Genomic DNA, 16,954 nt, shown 5'->3' with positions numbered 1-16,954 from the left:
TAAGAACCATTAGTATTTTAGCGGTAAAATAATTTGAACTACAATTGTCGGAGGCTCTCATGTTGATAGGTGTTAGATCAAAAGTAAAATTTCGTTTATTACCAAAGAAATATCGGAAAGGGCGAGTATTGAAGAATCGTTTACTCACTATTTTGTCGGGTATAAGCGATTAAAGGATGTTTTGTCGGAGGGAGATTGATAATGTGCGGATTTTACGGTTTGTAGGTTTACTATTCATCTGGATGAAATTGGATTTATTGCTGGGAAAAAAGTTAATGTCCTGGAAGCTGCAGGATTATCCGGTAAGAAGGGGGGAGACAGAGTTTTTCGGTAATGGCAGCTATTATTTTGAAAAGCTCTTTCATGATATTACGGAAGCAGACTCCACGGTTCATCTATCTTTTTATCGATTTAAATATGACTCTTCCGGAAAGAAATTACTCGAGCTGTTAAAGGAAAAGGCAAAGGAAGGTGTCGAGGTCAGGCTGCTGTTAGACTTAGTTGGAAGTATCCATTTCCCCAGGAAGGCGGTCATCGATTTAAAAAGGAATGGGATCGAGTTCGCTTATTCCCATAAACCTTCATTCCCCTTATTCTTCACCACTCTGAACAGGAGAAATCACCATAAAATCATCGTTTTGGACGGTCAGATTGGTTATTTAGGAGGTTTTAACGTTGGCGATAATTATGCAGAGAAGGATACGGAAATCGGATTTTGGCGGGATTACATGGTTAGGATAAATGGAAGCGGCACAGAGGACTTACAGAAGGAATTCCTGGAGGATTGGTCAAAGGCGAGGATGACGGTTAACGATAGTGACTCGCTTTATCCTCGGTTGTCCAAAGGGGATTCCTATTTTCAGATGATTTCATCATGTGGTGGATTTCTTGATCAACAATTGTTGCCGCTGATCGATTCTGCAAAAAAGAGTATCAGCCTAGGGTCCCCATATTTCATTCCCACTCCTGAGATAAAAAGAGCTCTGGTCGCTGCTAAAGGACGTGGAGTTGATATTAAGATTATCCTGCCGGAAGAGTCTGACCATATTTTTGTGAAGGAAAGAGCATTTGAAGAATTTTCAAAGCTAATTCCAAAGGGCATTAAATTGTATCTGTATAAAAAAGGATTTTACCATGCGAAAATCATGCTGGTAGATGATGAGGCTGCATACGTAGGGACTGCGAACTTTGATATCCGCAGTTTCCGTACCAATGATGAAATGATCCTTTTTACGAAGGATAAGAAAATGCTAGGAGAAATCGCTGATCATATTAAGGCTGATTTTGAGAATAGTGAGAGGCAAGAGCTCCAGGACATACAGGGAAGGGGAGCTGTGACAAGTGTGAAAAGAAATCTGGCTTATTTGTTTAGAAACTTTTTATAGGATTTCAAAAGTTCGCACGATGAGTTTGAGAATGGAACTTGTAAAGCAATAACCTTACAAAGAATAGTGATTTTTTTACAGAAAGGAGAGTTATCTTGGTATCGAATAAACAAAAAGCGAAGAAGGCGGGATTTCCGTTCCTGTTGATGATTGCAGGGATTGGGTTTTCTGTCCTTTTTATTATGCTTTTCACCAATTTGGCAGAGGAAATGCTAGAAAATGAAGTTGATGCTTTCGATGAAGCAATTATCAATTGGTTTAAATCAATAGAAAATGGCACGCTCGATTCAATCATGATATTTGGTACAGAGCTAGGATCGGTATGGTTTTTATCAGTATGTACAATTGCCGTCATCATTGGATTATGGGTCAGAGCAAGGGATAAATGGGGCATTCTTTTTCTTGTGGTTGGAATCGGCGGCGGAGGCCTGCTGACAACCTTGTTAAAACATCTATATGAACGGGGACGTCCATCAATCAATCCGGAAATCGATGCGATTGGCTATAGCTTTCCCAGCGGGCATTCGATGGGTTCGCTGATCTTTTATGGATTTATCGCCTATTTCATTGTCCGGTCTATCCAAAAGAGAGCCCTCAAGTGGATGGTGATTCTGGCTGCAGGGTTGCTCATACTTTGGATTGGGGCGACACGGATATATTTGGGAGCTCATTACCCAAGTGATGTCCTCGCTGGTCATTTAGCTGGAGCTATTTGGTTGATTCTGACCATTCTTGCACTGGAATGGGTGGAGTGGCAAAGCGCCAACTCCATTAGCCCAACACGAGTTTTTAAGAGATTCATAGGGAAACATTTAAATTAGAAGGGAGACGGTCAAAATTTTTAAAAAAAATAAACTAGGAAAAATCGTAGGTCTGATTCTCGTCGGCATCCTGATTTGGGGATTAGTGGAACCGTATTTTTTAGATATTGAGAATGAGAAGGCAGCCATTCCGAACCTTCCACAAGAATGGGAAGGGAAGAAAGTGGCGGTGTTTGGAGATTTTCAAGTCGGTATGTGGATGGATAATACAAAAACTGTAGAGAATGCAGCTGAAGAAATTGCCGAAATGAAACCCGATGCAGTCCTGATTATCGGGGACTTTGTCTACCATTCGCTTGAAGATCCTAAAGCAGAAATGCAAAAGGTCGAAAAGTTAATTAGCCCATTAGTCAAAACAGATATTCCTATATTCGCAGTTCTGGGGAATCATGATTACAATATGCATAACAAAAAAGATGAACCCAAAATAGAGTCTGTCAAGAATGTAAGAACCTCTCTTGAGGAGATGGGAGTTACCTTGCTGCACAATCGTTCTGTTCCTATAAACCTGTTAAAGGACAATGAAGTATCAATCGGAAAGCCACAAGAAAGTAGTTTGTATTTAGCTGGATTGGGTGCATACTGGCCGGATAATGATGAACCAGCCAAAGCACTCAGGGATATTCCGAAAGATGCTCCGCGAATGATCATGATGCACAATCCTGAATCATTCGCTAAACTTCCAGCAAACTCAGCACCCATTGCAGTCGCCGGCCATACACACGGAGGCCAATTTAGAATTCCCTTTGCCCCAGAGTGGTCCTATAAAAGTCTTGTGGCTAAAGACAGGGCAACCGTAGATGGATGGATTGAGGATTTTGGAGCCAAAGGAAACCGTCTGTATGTAAACAGGGGAATTGGTTTTAGTGATCTTCCGCTAAGAATCAATACACCCCCGGAGATTACCGTATTTACACTGACAGAAGCCTAGGACTAAAGAAGATGTTTATCGCAATATGTGTCGGGTAACAGATTAATATAAGGCTAAAGCAATAGTTTGCCAATCAAATTACAAGGAGTGAAGTCACCTATGAAAAAAAGAAATCTACTACTAGCTTTACCTTTAGGAGCCGGTTTAGTTTTGGGAGGCTGTGCAGAAGGTGCGCAGGAGGATACAGAGGAACCGAATACAGAAGAGGTTGAAGTAGAACATAATAAATTGGAATCAGAGTCAAATAATTCTGAAACAAATGGAGAAGAAGGAAATACAGGAATGGATGAAGAGGAACCAGACTTAGATGAAGAACCATCAGAGGAAGAAGGGAACGCTGGAATGGACGAAGAAGAGCCTGACTTGGATGAGGAACCTTCTGAAGAAGAGAACGGAAACTAATAGTTCAGTCATTTTAAAAATATAAACCAGCGCCTATTGAATCTATAGGCGCTGTTATTTTTTAAGGGACTTATATAAAGGGCAACTGGAAAAAGAAATAAGAGGAGGCTAATTCATGAAAAAAAAGGTAATACCATTTGCGGTTGTATCTACATTAGCTTTTGCACCGCTAACTGCGGGGGCAGTTGAATATAATGAGGTAAAAGAGCAATATCCAGCGACGACATCATGGACAGAGGTTGACTGGAATAACTATCTTGAGGATAATTACGGATCGCAATTAGAAGATTATGACAGTATGAATGAATTGGAAGCAGACATTGGCGCACCGATAGATGCCAATCAACTTGCTGATGGAAATCTTGATAAGAATGTACTGGACATCATTGAAAGGTACAATATGGATACCAGTGAACTTGCAGCATTCTTAGAGGAATACGACAACCGGGACAATATCCACTTTGCTGGCGATTTGGTAAAAGCGTTGGATGAGGGTGGAATCGTTGACGAGAATGGTACAGGCGATACCAGTCAGAATGCTGATTCGGATAATAGTGAGGGGCTCAATTCAGATAATGATAATGAAGGTATTGAGTCAGATCAAAACAGTGAAGGTACTGTTTCTGATAAAAACAATGAGGCCAATACTTCTAATAATAATGAAGACAATACTACTAATGATAATAATGCAAATGACCAGAACGAAAATAACACAACAAATACACTAAATGAAGCTCAGCTAGACGAAACCTACCTGGTACCTCTTGGTTGGACGGTTGATGAATTCAACCAGTATTTAAATGACAATTACGAAACAGACCTGAATGATTACACCTTGTTCAAGGATTTGGAAGCTGAGGTTGGTCCGCTAATTACCGACGAAAATGAATTGGAACTAATTGAACAATACGGATTGACTCCAGAAGAGTACGAAGTATTGTTGGCTGAATATGGGGAAAGTCCGGATGATTATTATTTTCTTAATGATCTGAGAGAGTCTCTTGACTATTATACCAGCGATCAGCCTGAGGTAGCAGGCACCGAAAAGGGCGGTGAAATGCCTGATACGGCTACAAACTCCCTTGCCTATGTATTGCTTGGAGCCGGACTAATAATGCTTGGCGGCATTACATTGAGAGTGCGTAAACGTTACGGTGATAACTAATGAGCAAAGGCAGAAAGAACGGTAAGCGGGAATGGATTGTTCCCGCTATTGCCTTCTTCCTGATTATATCAGGCATGTATTTGGCAGGAAGCCACGCATATAGCTGGGCAAAAGGTTTTATGGCCGTTGAGAAGGATAGTAATGGAGTAAGCATCAGGAATATGGAAAAACAAATGGATGGAAAATCAGGAGGCTCGAATCCAGAAAAACCTGAACAAGGTGAAAAGATTGGTGAAATTTCCATTCCAAAGCTAGGCATGTCCGTCCCGATCTACGAAGGAACCAATGAGGAAGAGCTTGGTAAAGGAGCTGGACATTATTCCAACAGTGTCATGCCAGGTGAAGAGAATAACACGGTCATTTCAGGCCATCGGGATACCGTCTTCCGGAGCCTCGAGAAAGTCGGAGAAAATGATTTAGTTGAAGTCGAAACGGCCGAAGGAAAATATACCTATCGAATCGAAAAGGTGAGGATAGTCGATGCGGAAGATCAAACTGTTATCGTCCCGAAGCCTGAGGCGACCTTAACTTTAACAACCTGCTACCCATTCACCTACATTGGTGATGCGCCTGAACGTTATGTACTCGTTGGAAGCCTGGTAGACTCATCGGAAAAATAAGTGAATAATGGAGGTGATTATTTTGAAAAAGAACTTACTGATCGCGGTCCCGCTTGGATTATCCCTTGTTCTTGGAGGATGTTCCGAAGGGCAGGACGAAAGAGTCCATGAAGAAGAACCAGCAGAAGACAGGCCAGTTGAGGATACCGATTCTGAATTTGATAATGATGATTATAAACTGGATGAAGAAGAAACAGCTAGTGACGAGGACGAGGAGTTGTAAGCTGGGCATGTAAGGTCATTAAGCAAGTTGGTCACCAATGATTATGTATTGGTGACCTTTTTTTGCGGGAGCATAGCGGTTTAGTTGTTCAGTCTTTTTGGAATCGTCATTCCTCCAATAAATGATGAATCATCCTAGGTGTATTTTCGAAAAATTGTTTCATGATGCGATAATGATTCGTTTCTTCGAGCTGCCTTTTAAAAATGCCTTCGTCGCTGAACTCATAAATCGCTGCATCCGGATAGGCCATTATGATGGGAGAATGCGTGGCGATGATCAGCTGGGAGTTTTCATTGATTAAATCGTGAATTCGTGTCAGCATCGACATCTGCCGTAACGGAGAGAGAGCAGCTTCAGGCTCATCCAAAATATAAATGCCGTTGCCGCGAAAACGGTGAAGAAAGGTTGAGAAGAAGGCCTCTCCATGCGACTGTTCGTGTAGAGACTCCCCACCAAAAGAATCAATGACCTTTGGGCCGATCCCTTCACGATCCAACTCTTCTATATTTGAAGCCACATTGTAAAAGCTCTCGGCACGGAGGAAAAATCCATCCCGCGGCCTTTCTACTCCTTTTACAATCTGTAAATAATCCCCCAAATCCGAATGGGAGTCATAGGTGGAAAAATTGAAATTATATGATCCGCCTTCAGGATTAAAACCGAGTCCCACTGCAATTGCTTCCAGTAATGTCGATTTTCCCATCCCATTCTCACCAATCAGAAAGGTGACCTTGGGGTGGAGAATCAGCTCGTCCAATCCTTTGAAGCTCGGGAGATTGAACGGATATTCCTGAAAGGAGAGCACATCCTCCCTTTTGAGGCTTACACTTCTGACATATTGCCAATTCAACATGAAATTTACCGCCTGACGTTTCTATTTTCTTTATTTTATCATGAATAAAACTGGAAAAAATACCTGAAAATTACCAATTCGCTATAAAAATAAAAAAATCGCTATAAAAATAAAAAAACGCTATAAAAAAAATAATCGATGTAAAACTGGTCGTGCATCATGGTGACCTTCTAAATTATAATCGTAAAATTACGTTATAATGCTAGTACATACGAATTTAGGAAGTGATTTTCATTTTTAGCGCGATTATATTATTCATTTTGGCAGGAATAGCCGAAATTGGCGGAGGTTATTTGGTCTGGCTCTGGCTAAGGGAGGGAAAACCATTTTATTGGGGAATAGGAGGGGGACTGGCACTCGCAATATACGGGGTGATTGCAACGTTTCAATCTTTTCCTTCGTTCGGCAGGGTATACGCAGCTTACGGAGGTGTCTTCATTGTTTTGTCTGTTCTTTGGGGATGGGGCATTGATAAGAAATCTCCGGACCTTTACGATTGGCTCGGCGCAGGGATTTGTATAATAGGCGTTTCGGTCATGCTGTTCGCTCCAAGGCAATAAATTACCTATTTTTTGAGTTGATAACAGCTCAAGTATTTCTTCATTTTGTTTTTTTACCAGCTCCAATTCTTTACTGACTTAGTCCAGCGCTTGAGATGAAAAAGATCATTTTCCTCTTATTTCATCATCGGACTTTCCGCCTTGATTATAGTCCTCTCTATCTCTTAGCTGGATACCTCCCATCCTGTTTTTTTTTCGGAAAATAGGGAAAAACATAGGTATCCCGATGCTTCTCTTTTGCATAAATTTAGTATTTCTGGGATAATACATTATAGGGTATTTGAAAATAATGAAGGAGGCATGCAAGATGAATGATATTACTGTCTACACTACAAACACTTGACCTTACTGCACAATGATGAAACAATTCCTTGAGGGTCAAGGATTAAACTACAAAGAAGTTAATGTACAATACGATCAAGCTGCTGCACAAAAACTGGTTGAAGAAACTGGCCAAATGGGTGTTCCGCAAACAAAAGTGAATGGCAACTGGGTTCTAGGTTTTGACCCGGATACACTAATGCAGTATGTAAAAAAATGATCTTAACCAAAAAAGGGGCTTATGCCTCTTTTTTTTGTTTTTTCAGGATCATGCAAAATTTATTAAAGAGGAAGGAATTCCAATGACTAATGTGGAATAAAATCCCATAGAGACTGTAGGAAAGGATGCGGAATATGGTAAAAGAGCGGAATGAAATCTGGGAATGGGTGAAGGCATTTCTTATTGCAATAGTACTGGCTTTTGTTGTTCGGGCCTTTTTAATGACTCCGATTGAAGTTAAAGGTGCTTCCATGGAACCAACTTTACATAGCCAGGAGAGGATGTTCGTTACGAAAATCGGTGAACCTAAAAGATTTGATATCGTCGTTTTCCATGCAACCGAGGACAAGGATTATATCAAGCGGGTCATCGGGCTTCCTGGTGACCGGGTTGAATACAAGGATGATGTACTATATATAAATGGAAAACCGTATGATGAGCCCTATTTGGAGGAAAATAAAAAGCAGGTCGCTTATGGGCCACTGACTGGCTCGTTCACACTAAGCGAAACACCTGTTGGGAGTGAAGTAGTTCCAGAAGGGCATATTTTTGTTCTGGGCGATAACAGAAGAGATAGCAGAGACAGCCGGCATATTGGAGCCGTCCCGATTGATAGTATAATTGGAACAACAAAGTTTGTTTATTATCCGTTAAAAAAAATGAAGATTATTGGTGAGTAACTAAACGCGTTGATTCTTAATGAATCGACGCGTTTACTTGTTAAGGGATATCCTATTTTTAGTGGGTAGGGGGCATGACGGACAGAAATGGATGGGCAAAAAGAAAAAGTGTCCGTCATCATGGCCATGAAGGACGGATTGGCCCTGTATGGGAAACTTCTTTTTTACCCGATGGTTCGAAAAGTTTCAGATCATGCTTTCCGGGGAACTAGTAATTAAATTTAATAGTGGAGGGATGAATGATGCTGGAAATTCTTAAGAGCAGGGATCCGTCTACAGTGGCGCTTTCTTTTAAAGGAAAGGCTGCCAAAAAAGATGCTGAGAGACTGGATGAGCATGTGAAGGCCCATTTTAAAGAAAATGAGAGGTTCAATGTGCTTGCTTTTATCAAGGAGATTGAAGGCACTAGCATTCCGGGAATGATCAACGGTTTAAAAGTTGATATGAAGAGATGGAACCAGTTTAATAAATTTGCCGTCATCAGTGAAAATGACCTGGTAGGAAATCTAGCATCCCTGGCAAATTATTTACCGGGACTAAGGGTCAGATACTTTAGTGAAAACCAGGTAGAGGAAGCGTGGGAATGGATTCTTGACACCAGTGAAATAGAATGAGCACGCAATGGGGAGGGCTGTCTGAAATAAATATATTCTATACCCAGGAAACCTGAATACATAGGTTTCCCTTTTTAATCGCTAAAAGTTCAAATAAGCAGTTTAGTCAGCAGTCTAAAGGGTATTGACTAAATGTAATGGGAAATATTGCAGTTTCACCTTTAAATGATAGAAAAGGCTAATGTTTCATACATAATTGTACATACTAAAGCCGTTAAAAATGAATTGCACAAGTTCCCAAATCTCTATCCAAATTGCGTCAATTTATAATTTTACATAAATTGAAGTTTATAAAAACAAGTTCTGTGCACTTGTATAAATTTCCCAAGTGGAGATACGATAAGGGTGACGAATTTAAGGAGGTTTATCAATTTGGCTGAAAATAAGGATAAAAACACTTCAAACGGAGATGACATGAAGCGTGAGAAACTGACGACACGACAGGGACATCCTGTTAGAGATAACCAAAACATCCGTACTGTTGGCAATCGTGGTCCGGCAACTCTTGAGAATTATCATTTTATTGAAAAAATTTCTCACTTTGACCGTGAAGAAGTACCTGAGCGTGTCGTACACGCACGTGGATCTGGAGCGTTCGGTTATTTTGAAACATATGGAAAAGTGGGAGACGAGCCAGTTGAGAAGTATACTCGTGCAAAAGTCTTTTCCGGTGCGGGGAAAAAAACACCGCTAATGGTCCGTTTCTCGACTGTTGCTGGGGCGAAGGATTCTCCAGAAACAGCACGTGATCCGCGTGGGTTTGCGGTTAAAATGTATACCGAAGATGGCAACTGGGATCTAGTCGGTAATAATCTGAAGATTTTCTTTATCCGCGATGCAATGAAGTTTCCGGACATGATTCATGCGTTCAAAGCTGATCCGGCTTCTAATGTGCCAAATCCAGAGCGCATGTTTGACTTCGTCTCTAGAACACCTGAGGCAACACATATGATCACCTTCCTATTCTCACCATGGGGTATTCCGGCTACATACCGTCATATGCAGGGTTCCGGTGTTAATACTTATAAATGGGTGAATGAAAAAGGAGAGGCAGTACTGGTCAAGTATCACTGGGAGCCTAAGCAAGGGATCCGAAACCTGACTCAGGAAGAAGCCAATGAAATCCAGGCGAAAAATGTCGGCCATGCAACACAGGATCTATATGAAGCGATTGAGCGCGGAGACTATCCAGAATGGGAGCTCTTTGTCCAAATCATGGAGGATGACTATCATCCGGAACTTGATTTCGATCCGCTCGATGACACGAAACTATGGCCGGAGGATCAGTTCCCATGGCTTCCAGTTGGCCGTATGGTTCTTGACCGCAATCCAGTCGATTTCCATTCTGAAATTGAGCAGGCTGCCTTTGGTACAGGTGTGCTTGTTGATGGGATGGACTTCTCGGATGATAAGATGCTGCAAGGACGTACTTTCTCATACTCTGATACACAGCGCTACCGAATCGGCGCTAATTACCTGAAGCTGCCGGTCAATGCACCGAAAGCGCCTGTGCGCACGAACCAGCATCGCGGCCAGATGGATGTACGTGACCCGAAAGAGTCAGGGGACAATCCACATATCAATTATGAGCCATCGATGTTGGGAGGCTACGAGGAAACGGGTAATGAAGGGCATCCGCCACATCAGCCATCCTATAATGCAGCAGTGATGAGCGAGCCGATCGACCGTCCGAATAATTACGGACAAGCTGGTCACACATATCGCAGCTTAGAGGACTGGGAGCGTGACGAGTTGATCAAAAACCTCTCTGATGCCCTTGCTGCATGCAACAAAAAGATACAGGATGCAATGATCGAACACTTCACACAAGCGGATGAAGACTATGGCCGCCGAGTGAAGGAAGGAATCGAAAAGCGCGTGAAGGAACTCGAAGCAATGGCTAAGGAAGACAATGTTCCAGGCCGTGAATCTGGTAACTCTAAATATGGCCAGGGTGGACAAGGTTCATTATCTGCCAACGAAGCAACAAAAGATGCTGTGAAGAAAAGCCACGAAACCGGTCCTTACTAATATAAAAAAGCTGCATAGAGTTATGTCTCTGTGCAGCTTTTTCATTTTATTCAATTTCTAAAAATATAGACTGCTCCATTAAATAATCGGGTTATACTGCTCATACCGCGGGTAGCCGTAATAAGGCGGCCGCGGTCCGATTTTCGGCATCTCGAATATTGTAAAAAAAGATGTTTTCGCATTGATTGATGCATTTCGGACATGGTCGGGGCTCTTTTCGAGGTGAATTCTGAATGACGAGTAAAAACCCCAGGAGCCGGTTTTTACTTTTGCTTAAGAAAAAGCAGTAAAGAAGTTAAAAAAAGAGAAGGATTATGACTTAATCACGAATCCTTTCTGATTTTATCCAGCTTATTCTGTACTTTGGCATTATGGTAAATGGTTAAACCTAAAATAACCGTACTCATGACACCGGAAATAATAGAACTACCGACTAGCAAACGATCTTTTTGAGTGTTTTTCACAATTCACCCTCCTTTACTTACTGGAAAAATTATTCTCTTAAAAACTTGTGTTAATTGAGCAAAGATGAGAGATAATTTCTCGAAAATGATGGTTAATTTCCTGCTAAATACCGTTAATCTCTCAAAAATCTCCCGAAATCATGCCTTTTTCCTTATCTTGCAAAATCAAGTTGTTCAGTCCTTTTTTAATTTTACCCAGAGAGAAATAATATAAGCGATCCTGATACCCAGATTTAAATGACAAATTTGGCAGGAAATGAAAGAGGGTAAGTCGAAAATATACTGATAATAAATCTCATTTTTCTTTTTTACATAATTTATTACTAGTGGGTGAATGAAATGGAGATGCAAAAGAGTCTTGTTGTTGGCGGTGTGGAATTGAAGTGGGATCTGGCGACCGGAAAGGTATTGTTTGATAATGGGGACGTCGTTTTTTTCTGGGTGTCTGCCATGAAAACCTTTTTCGACACTATTAATGAAATCTCAGGTGAAGAAGCAACAAACCTCGTGCTTGAGACTACAGGTTACCGTCAGGGAATCATAGTGGGCGAAGGATTTAAGGAAATGAAAAATATTGATACCTCCAATGTAGTCGATTGGCTGTCAAATACATATGTCCCTGCAGGGTGGGGATATGTGAAAGTTAATGAGATAGATCAGGAAAATAATATATTTACTTTATATATCAAGGATGACTGGGAATATAAAATGAATAAAATGAGTGAAATGCGCAAAGATGGAATATTTGTGCCGGCACACTATGCGGGTGTCTTTACCGGTTTATTTGGGACGAACTTTTGGTATAAAATTGTCCAGCATCAAAGTGAAAATAATGAATATACAATTGTGAAATATTTCCCTTCTGAGATCGATATCCAGCAAAATATCCGTAACCTGGCAAGGAAAAAAGAGGCCGAAGAAATCGCCCAGCTTGAAGCACTGGTAGAAGAAAAAACGAGAGCACTTCAAAATCTGGTAAAAGAGCTGTCTTCCCCGCTCATCCCTGTTCTTGATGGCATTGTCGTGGTTCCCTTGATTGGCAGATATGATGAGGACCGGGCTGAAGATCTCATCCAGAACACCTTGAACAACCTGCCGAATTATCAGGCAAGATATGTGCTGCTCGACTTAACAGGATTGAATAAAGACATTTCCATCTACACAGCAGAATTAATTGATAAGTTGGGATCAGCTGCCCGACTCCTTGGTGTGGAAGTCATCCTGGTCGGTATCTCTGCAGAATTGGCCATTACCATATCCCAGACACTGACAGGCCTGAAAAAATACGAATGTATGCAAACCCTTCAGCATGGTATCTATTATGCCCTTGGTAAGAGCGGGCGCAGGATTGTGTAAGGAATTTCAGTGAGGGTGGTATCAGATGTACCGATTGAAAGAATTCCTTACTAGTTTGTTGTTCAGGCTGTTTAGAAAAAAACATAAAAATGCTGGCTGGACATTATTTGCTCCTTTAAAGATTGTCCCTGAATATACAGTTGACGTGGAAAAGGGTCAAGTTACTGGAATAGTAAAGCATAATGAGAAGGTCTATTTGACTGTCATCGTGGATGTAGCTAATAAGAAAACAGTAACAAAAGGAAGTCTAAAAGGAATCCGAAAGTATATTAAGCCGTTTAAAAAGAACCATTACATAGAAATGGTAAAAGGCGATGCTGAATTTTTACTTGAAGATAAAACACACAGATCCCGATAAATCGTAAAAGCCGAACCCGTAATTCATACACATGGGTTCGGCTTTGTTTTTGCTAATTAATTGGTATGATTAAATACCGACGTTTCCTCGTGGTTAGAGGGGATATCATTTATCGGCAATGTGATTGTAACTGTGGTGCCTTCATCAACGGTGCTGGTGAAATTAATTTTGCCGCCATGATTTTTGATGATTTTCTGGCAAATCATCAAGCCTAGCCCTGTTCCTTTTTCCTTTGTACTATAGAAGGGTTCACCTAGTTTGTTTAGCCGGTCTTCGGGAATTCCGGCTCCCTGGTCAATTACCTGTATTGAAGCAAGGCCAGTATCCTGTGAGATGGCAACGAGGATTTCTCCACCGTCAGCCATTGCCTCAATCGAATTTTGGATTAAATTGATCAACACCTGCTTTATTTTATCTGGCTCACATTCTATGTATAAATTAGGTGTATCAGTTTTAACCTTAATGAAGGCATCTGAAAGTGTTGCCTGTGGATTAAGCAGATTAACAACACCGTTCACAAGGGAAATCAAGTCTACGTAGGATAGATTGGACGCCTGAGGCTTTGCAAGAACCAGTAAATCTCCTACTATAGACTCAATACGTGCCAGCTCATCAAGGATAATCTCTGCGTAATCTTCCGCTTCTTCGGCTGGGTGTTCACTTAAAAGCTGGGTGAAGCCTTTAATGGCAGTCAACGGATTCCTGATTTCATGAGCGATTCCGGCTGCCATTTGGCCAATGACAGAAAGTTTTTCAGCAACTTGCAGCTGGTCCTCCGTTTTCCGCTGTTCTGTTATATCCTTGATGATGATAAGTGAGACGTCTCTGTTCTTGAAGACTGTTGGAATGAGCTGTACCTCAGCCCTCTTCGTATCATGATCTTTTCGAATTAAACTGATTTCAAAGTCACTAGAGTCTCTTGAATCCAGACTTTGTTTCAGGAGCTTATAGTCCTGTGGGTTAATATAGTCATACAAAGACGTACCAATGATCTCTTCGAAACTGGTTGCGCCCATTAACTTTTTTCCTTGCTCATTAATGTATGTCCACACTCCGTATTTTGTGATAATCCCCATTGTATCCTTGGAATGTTCAAGGAACAGCCGATCTCTCCTCTGATTTTCTTTTATTTTTTCCGCCTGATTAACACGATGTGTAACATCTCTTGAAATCAGCACAACCTCAGGGTGGTCATTCACCATCGTGCTGCTAGATTCCAGCCATATATAATCGCCTTCTTTTCTTCTAAAACGGAACAGAATCACTCCGGGATGCAAGGAGGAGAAATATTTTTCTAACTTCTCTTGGTCCAATGGATGGCAAAAATTTAAAATGGATTTTCCGTGCAGCTCGACAGGTGTGTAACCAAGATTCTCACAGGAGGGTGCTGCATATTGAAAGCTCCCGTCCAGGGAATGACTGGAGATAAAATCCTTAGCGTGAATTAGTGCTAAGCTTATATCATGAAAACTATTTATATCTGGGGCATAGGCTTGTTGACGTTCTTCTTCTTTAATCATAAAAAAGCCTCCCTAAAATTAATTTTTGTATAATAAGTGAATACGGTTGAAATCTATCTTCTATTTTACTAGACGAAAGTGTAGAGGGTCGAATATTATTCTCAATTTTTAAAAAATAGAACTTTTATCCCTATTAAATAAATCCAAACTTTTTCAAAAGTGCGTCGTCTATAAACTATGAAGGGGGAACGGTTGTGGATGATATAACAGTTGGCATCAATGTTAGCGAGAATGCCGCAGAAGCAATTGATGAAATCATGACAAGGTACGGTCAAGAGATTCTGCAGCTCGCTTTTTCATACGTGAAAAATAAACAAATCGCTGAGGATTTGACTCAAGAGATTTTCGTGAAATGTTATAAGTCGCTTCATACATACAGCGGTAAGTCAAAGTTTCGGACCTGGCTTTGGAGAATTGCTTCCAATCACTGCAAGGATTATCTAAAAAGTTGGTACACCAAGAATGTCTTTACCACCGATTACCAGCCCATTTATGATTCAATCCAAAGTGAAAGTGTTGAGCAAACGGTGATCCAGGACGAAGAAGACGGGCAGCTGGCATCGGCTGTCATGGAGCTGCCGGTTAATTATCGGGAAGTGATTTATCTTTTCTATTTTGAGGAGATGTCAATCAAGGAAATAGCTGTCGTGACAGAGGCAAAAGAAAACACCATCAAGACGCGGCTAAAGCGAGCGAAAGAACTATTGAAGGAAAGATTGGAGGAAATGTAAATGGAAGACCGGCTAAGTAAACTCCGGAAATCTATGGAGAAGTCCACTTTTAATGAACTCAAATTTTCAGAAAAAATGAGGAAAGAAATTCACAAACAAATAAACATGCCAGATGAGAGTAATGATTTAATCACTTTGGCCATCCTGCAGCTTCTTTTTCGTGAAAAAACAGGCTACGAATTAACCGGGCTGCTAAGATCAAGGGGTCTCAAAAAGTTCGAGGACAATGAGGGTTCTTTGTATACGATGCTGCACACGCTTGAACAGAAACGTCTGATTACTTCCTATTGGAATGAGGAAGGGGCGAAATTCTATCAGATTACCGAAAAAGGGAGAAAATATGCCCGCAGGCTGGAGAAGAGCACCGCTTCCGGTACAATCGGCATAAAAGGATTGCTAGAGGAGTGATCGTGCTATGAGTAATAAATGGAATCATTTTTTAAGTGAAGTAACGACACATATCCGTTCAAAAGAAGCGAAAAAGTTTGTAGTCTCGGAATTGGAATTTCACCTCAATCAGGTGAAGAAGGAATGGATTGGGAAGGGCATGAGTGAGGCGGAGGCTGAGGAAAAGGCAGTAAGCCAAATGGGAAGTCCGTCCAAGCTTGGGCACGAGTTGAATAAACTTCATAAACCGAGGATTGACTGGTGGCTGATCGGTTTGCTGGCTATTACCATGGCGCTCAGTTTCCTGCCGCTGCTCACATTGGGTGGGGAGTATGAGGACAATTTTATCGCTAAGAAAGCCATTCATGTTTTCCTTGGAATATTGTTGGCAGTGATCATGATGTTTATCGATTATCGAAAGTTTGAAGGAAAAGGTTGGTTTTTTTACTCAGTTGGAGTTTCACTTTTATTATTATTGCTAACAGTCCCAAATACGATGGTAAATGGAATTCCATATTTTATGATTGGATCGTTCCCAATTGAAAGCTTTATGGCACTGCCTTTCTTTTTCCTGGGGTGGGCGTCATTTTTCAATAACCAGAAAATTAAACTATGGCATCATTTTATCTTATTTGCGTTGCCCCTGTTTTTATATATGGCAATACCAAACATGGCTGTCAGTTTCATATATATAGCAATGGTATTTATTATGATGTGGTGGAGCACGATCGGCAGGAAAGTTGCTGCGATCATTTCGATCGTGTCGATTGTGGGAGCTGTCGCATTTGGAGCACTTGCTTGGTTTACAGTGAAAGAATATCAGCTTGCCAGGATATTAGGTTTCCTCAATCCTGAAAAATATCCAGACAGCTGGGGGTATTCGTACTTGCAGCTGAAAGAACGGTTGACATCAGCAGGATGGTTCGGTTCTGCAGCCAAAAGCAATGCGATGCCATTCGAACATACAGATTACGCTTTTGTCAATCTAACCTATCATTACGGGTATTTATTTGCGATTGGACTATTCGTGATCCTTTCGCTATTTGCAGCCAGGATTATAATGATTTCCATTCAAATTAACTCCCGGTTTGGAATCTTGCTGCTTGTTGGCGGGGTGACATTGTTCCTTGTCCAATTCATCTATAATATCGGAATGCTGATTGGCCTGCTCCCACTGACGTCCATGTCTCTTCCATTCATCAGTTATGGATTGACCCCGATGATTTTTAACGCATTTATAATGGGGGTTGTATTGAGTGTCTATCGGAGGAAAGATTTTATTTTAAATAAAACTGCTTGATGATGATGGGGG

At 41.1% G+C, this 16,954-nt stretch carries 21 protein-coding genes; 18 read left to right on the top strand and 3 right to left on the bottom strand.

Going from position 1 to position 16,954, the window contains the following annotated elements:
* Window positions 1-203: 203 nt before the first annotated feature.
* The 7 genes from cls (at window position 204) to J7I80_RS22750 (ending at window position 5,547) form a co-directional block, all read left to right on the top strand.
* The gene (gene cls / locus J7I80_RS22780; protein ID WP_214741695.1) at window positions 204-1,385 is read left to right on the top strand and encodes a cardiolipin synthase; all 1,182 of its coding nucleotides are present in this window, start codon (window positions 204-206) and stop codon (window positions 1,383-1,385) included.
* A 95-nt stretch (window positions 1,386-1,480) separates the two neighbouring features.
* The gene (locus tag J7I80_RS22775; protein WP_251027924.1) at window positions 1,481-2,206 is read left to right on the top strand and encodes a phosphatase PAP2 family protein; all 726 of its coding nucleotides are present in this window, start codon (window positions 1,481-1,483) and stop codon (window positions 2,204-2,206) included.
* Window positions 2,207-2,291: 85 nt separating this feature from the next.
* Window positions 2,292-3,137, top strand: a complete 846-nt coding sequence (locus J7I80_RS22770; RefSeq protein WP_353050149.1) for a metallophosphoesterase — start codon at window positions 2,292-2,294, stop codon at window positions 3,135-3,137.
* 99 nt (window positions 3,138-3,236) lie between these two features.
* Window positions 3,237-3,539: a hypothetical protein gene (locus tag J7I80_RS22765; RefSeq protein WP_214741693.1), complete on the top strand. Its 303-nt coding sequence runs from the start codon at window positions 3,237-3,239 to the stop codon at window positions 3,537-3,539.
* Between the two features lie 115 nt (window positions 3,540-3,654).
* The gene (locus J7I80_RS22760; protein WP_214741691.1) at window positions 3,655-4,704 is read left to right on the top strand and encodes a processed acidic surface protein; all 1,050 of its coding nucleotides are present in this window, start codon (window positions 3,655-3,657) and stop codon (window positions 4,702-4,704) included.
* Window positions 4,704-5,324: a class D sortase gene (locus J7I80_RS22755; protein WP_251027923.1), complete on the top strand. Its 621-nt coding sequence runs from the start codon at window positions 4,704-4,706 to the stop codon at window positions 5,322-5,324. Before J7I80_RS22760 ends, J7I80_RS22755 begins: the two co-directional genes overlap by 1 nt.
* A 22-nt stretch (window positions 5,325-5,346) precedes the next feature.
* Complete coding sequence (locus J7I80_RS22750) at window positions 5,347-5,547, top strand: hypothetical protein (RefSeq protein ID WP_214741689.1); 201 nt, start codon at window positions 5,347-5,349, stop codon at window positions 5,545-5,547.
* Window positions 5,548-5,653: 106 nt separating this feature from the next.
* On the opposite strand, the gene J7I80_RS22745 is transcribed toward J7I80_RS22750, so the two are convergent.
* On the bottom strand, window positions 5,654-6,400 hold the full coding sequence (locus J7I80_RS22745; protein ID WP_214741687.1) for an AAA family ATPase: 747 nt from the start codon (window positions 6,398-6,400) through the stop codon (window positions 5,654-5,656).
* A 233-nt stretch (window positions 6,401-6,633) separates the two neighbouring features.
* On the opposite strand from J7I80_RS22745, the gene J7I80_RS22740 reads away from it, so the two are divergent.
* The 6 genes from J7I80_RS22740 (at window position 6,634) to J7I80_RS22720 (ending at window position 10,826) form a co-directional block, all read left to right on the top strand.
* Window positions 6,634-6,960 (top strand): YnfA family protein, encoded by a 327-nt coding sequence (locus J7I80_RS22740; protein ID WP_214741741.1) that lies wholly within the window; start codon window positions 6,634-6,636, stop codon window positions 6,958-6,960.
* Window positions 6,961-7,267: 307 nt separating this feature from the next.
* Window positions 7,268-7,501 (top strand): glutaredoxin family protein, encoded by a 234-nt coding sequence (locus J7I80_RS22735; protein ID WP_192471398.1) that lies wholly within the window; start codon window positions 7,268-7,270, stop codon window positions 7,499-7,501.
* A gap of 134 nt (window positions 7,502-7,635) precedes the next feature.
* The gene (gene lepB / locus J7I80_RS22730) at window positions 7,636-8,181 is read left to right on the top strand and encodes a signal peptidase I (protein WP_214741685.1); all 546 of its coding nucleotides are present in this window, start codon (window positions 7,636-7,638) and stop codon (window positions 8,179-8,181) included.
* An 87-nt stretch (window positions 8,182-8,268) separates the two neighbouring features.
* The gene (locus tag J7I80_RS23580; protein ID WP_285289166.1) at window positions 8,269-8,400 is read left to right on the top strand and encodes a hypothetical protein; all 132 of its coding nucleotides are present in this window, start codon (window positions 8,269-8,271) and stop codon (window positions 8,398-8,400) included.
* A gap of 20 nt (window positions 8,401-8,420) precedes the next feature.
* Entirely contained in the window at window positions 8,421-8,795 is a 375-nt protein-coding gene (locus J7I80_RS22725) for a SpoIIAA family protein (RefSeq protein WP_251027922.1), read from the top strand.
* A gap of 372 nt (window positions 8,796-9,167) precedes the next feature.
* Window positions 9,168-10,826, top strand: coding sequence for a catalase (locus J7I80_RS22720; protein WP_214741683.1), 1,659 nt, complete (start codon window positions 9,168-9,170; stop codon window positions 10,824-10,826).
* Between the two features lie 323 nt (window positions 10,827-11,149).
* Here the strand turns inward: J7I80_RS22720 and J7I80_RS22715 are convergent, their stop codons facing one another.
* Complete coding sequence (locus J7I80_RS22715; protein WP_214741681.1) at window positions 11,150-11,290, bottom strand: hypothetical protein; 141 nt, start codon at window positions 11,288-11,290, stop codon at window positions 11,150-11,152.
* A gap of 339 nt (window positions 11,291-11,629) precedes the next feature.
* On the opposite strand from J7I80_RS22715, the gene J7I80_RS22710 reads away from it, so the two are divergent.
* Entirely contained in the window at window positions 11,630-12,646 is a 1,017-nt protein-coding gene (locus J7I80_RS22710) for an STAS domain-containing protein (protein ID WP_214741679.1), read from the top strand.
* Window positions 12,647-12,671: 25 nt separating this feature from the next.
* On the top strand, window positions 12,672-13,004 hold the full coding sequence (locus J7I80_RS22705; protein WP_214741678.1) for a hypothetical protein: 333 nt from the start codon (window positions 12,672-12,674) through the stop codon (window positions 13,002-13,004).
* 56 nt (window positions 13,005-13,060) lie between these two features.
* Here J7I80_RS22705 and J7I80_RS22700 read toward each other — a convergent pair whose 3' ends face one another.
* Window positions 13,061-14,524 carry an ATP-binding protein gene (locus tag J7I80_RS22700; RefSeq protein ID WP_214741676.1) on the bottom strand — a complete coding sequence of 488 codons (1,464 nt, stop codon included), beginning with the start codon at window positions 14,522-14,524 and terminating at the stop codon, window positions 13,061-13,063.
* 194 nt (window positions 14,525-14,718) lie between these two features.
* Between J7I80_RS22700 and J7I80_RS22695 the strand changes: the two genes are divergently transcribed.
* Genes J7I80_RS22695 through J7I80_RS22685 form a run of 3 tightly spaced genes read left to right on the top strand, consistent with a single transcriptional unit; the run spans window position 14,719 to window position 16,942 of the window.
* Window positions 14,719-15,255, top strand: coding sequence for a sigma-70 family RNA polymerase sigma factor (locus J7I80_RS22695; protein ID WP_214741674.1), 537 nt, complete (start codon window positions 14,719-14,721; stop codon window positions 15,253-15,255).
* Window positions 15,256-15,663 (top strand): PadR family transcriptional regulator, encoded by a 408-nt coding sequence (locus tag J7I80_RS22690; protein ID WP_214741672.1) that lies wholly within the window; start codon window positions 15,256-15,258, stop codon window positions 15,661-15,663.
* A 7-nt stretch (window positions 15,664-15,670) separates the two neighbouring features.
* The gene (locus J7I80_RS22685) at window positions 15,671-16,942 is read left to right on the top strand and encodes an FtsW/RodA/SpoVE family cell cycle protein (protein WP_214741670.1); all 1,272 of its coding nucleotides are present in this window, start codon (window positions 15,671-15,673) and stop codon (window positions 16,940-16,942) included.
* Window positions 16,943-16,954: the final 12 nt, after the last annotated feature.

The sequence above is a fragment of the Bacillus sp. ISL-41 genome, assembly GCF_018613235.1.
GTDB lineage: Bacteria > Bacillota > Bacilli > Bacillales > Cytobacillaceae > Mesobacillus.
This window is presented reverse-complemented; position numbering and strand designations above follow the sequence as displayed.